Raw genomic sequence first — 1398 nt, 5'->3', positions numbered from 1 at the left:
GCGTGGGGCAGTACGCACCCTGTCGAACCTCGATTCCCCCTGAGTCCCCGTCCGTTCTGGCACGGAAGTGGCACGGTTTCTGCACCGAGCCGTGGACGTCATTCGGTTTCGGCCGTCGATGTCTGGCGCGTTGCCTCCGGACTGGGGAGGGCCAGTCGCAGAGTGTGCTTGCCGTGGATCTTCTCGCCCCCTGCGCGACGCACATACGCCCTGATGGGGTGCGCATGGTTCGGCCACACTGCCTGAGTCGCGGCAGCCACGCGGAATGCGGGCTCGAACGGCATGGCCCAGGTGCCTTCTCGATGTGGCTCCAACACGTGGGGCATGGGGGTCTCACCGATGACGTCCCTCAGCCACTTGACGCTGGGACCTTTCGGCAGATCGATGCCGAACTCCAATAGCTCGACCCCTAGCCGGCCAGTGTTCACGGCGTTGACGACGATCACCGGTTCGGTGAAGCCTTCCCTTGCCATCCTGTCGAATGTCTCTGTGAGATCCCTCAGGTCCTCTACCGGGAAGGTCATAAGCCCGCCCGGTCCCAAGGCGCCAACTGCCATTCGGACTCGGATGCGAGGGCCGTTGAGTTGGTACAGCGCCCACTGCCAGGTCAGATTCCCGATGCCAATGCACAGGGCGAGGATGCTGAGGACGAAGCTTGCTACCTTCATTCGCTGATGATCCCACCTCGTGGGGGAGACCATTGACGAAGTCGACCGGTCCTTGACATCGCGGTTGGCGGAGTCTCAATGACCCAGTCAAGGCACTCCAGCCTGTCTGTCCCCTCGATGCGAACTACGGGCAGGGCGGTCGCTGAGGTCTGCTGGGCTCGTCGCACAGGTGGTAGCGGCTCAGGCAGGTCGCCTGCAGTCGCCGCGGTTGCTGTACTTCTGTGCTGTACGGGGGGGACGGTTGCTGACCACCGGCCTAGGCGTGCAATCGGCGGCGGAACGAACTGCGCCCCTACCTGCACGGTTTCCTGAGTAGTCCGATGACACTACGGTGCTGCTTGTGAATTGGGGGACACAGATCAGCACGGCCATCGGCGCCATGCTGGGCATCGGAGCCACCTTGCTCGTCGACCGCGTGCGATACCGCCGTGAACAAGCGAGCCGCGTTCAGGATGTGAGACGAGATCTCTACACCAGGTACCTCACGGCCCTGACCGAGAGTTCGTCCTCTTTGCGCCTGATCATCCTGAGGGAGACGGATCCAGATGTTCGCTACCAGGCTACCTTGGATGCCTTTCGAGACTCCTCGGTGCTCACACGGCGCTATGAGATCAATCTCCAGGCGCCACCGGCAGTTAGGGAGAAGTCGGACCGCGCGTACCGACTGCTGCGACGGTGGAGAGACCTGCTTGAGACGAGGCCAGATCTCTCCCTGACATCAGCTGAGTAC

2 protein-coding genes are annotated in these 1398 nt (G+C 62.6%); one reads left to right on the top strand and one right to left on the bottom strand.

Annotated elements, in window-relative coordinates:
* Positions 1–98: 98 nt before the first annotated feature.
* Positions 99–668, bottom strand: a complete 570-nt coding sequence (locus ACFWI9_RS34235; protein WP_387169194.1) for a hypothetical protein — start codon at positions 666–668, stop codon at positions 99–101.
* 379 nt (positions 669–1047) lie between these two features.
* Between ACFWI9_RS34235 and ACFWI9_RS34230 the strand changes: the two genes are divergently transcribed.
* Positions 1048–1398: hypothetical protein (locus tag ACFWI9_RS34230; protein ID WP_387169192.1), on the top strand; the 351-nt coding region annotated here is incomplete at its 3' end.

Origin of the sequence: Streptomyces sp. NPDC127084 (assembly GCF_042724175.1) — a bacterium.
GTDB lineage: Bacteria > Actinomycetota > Actinomycetes > Streptomycetales > Streptomycetaceae > Streptomyces.
The sequence above is the reverse complement of the archived record's forward strand: the minus strand, read 5'-3'. Positions and strand labels throughout refer to the sequence as shown.